Here is a 219-nt window from a genome sequence, read left to right on the forward strand (position 1 = left end):
TCGCGCTTTTATCGGACGGTCTGGAATCGACCGTGAACGTGGTCGCGGCCTTCATCGCCTATTTCGTCATTCGCTATGCGCAGAAGCCGGCCGATGACGACCGCCAGTTCGGCCACCATAAAGCGGAATATATTTCCGCGGTCGTGGAGGGTGTACTCATCGTCGTTGCCGCGCTCCTGATCGTGCAGGAGGCCTGGGGCGCTCTGTTCAATCCGAGAT

The 219-nt window shown here is 58.9% G+C and carries 1 protein-coding gene; it reads left to right on the forward strand.

Annotated features, from left to right (window positions below):
* Positions 1-219 (forward strand): cation diffusion facilitator family transporter (locus PL640_RS25585; RefSeq protein WP_271363879.1); only part of this gene is annotated, 219 nt, incomplete at both ends.

Origin of the sequence: Agrobacterium sp. ST15.16.024 (genome assembly GCF_027956545.1) — a bacterium.
Taxonomy (GTDB): Bacteria; Pseudomonadota; Alphaproteobacteria; order Rhizobiales; family Rhizobiaceae; genus Agrobacterium; species Agrobacterium cucumeris.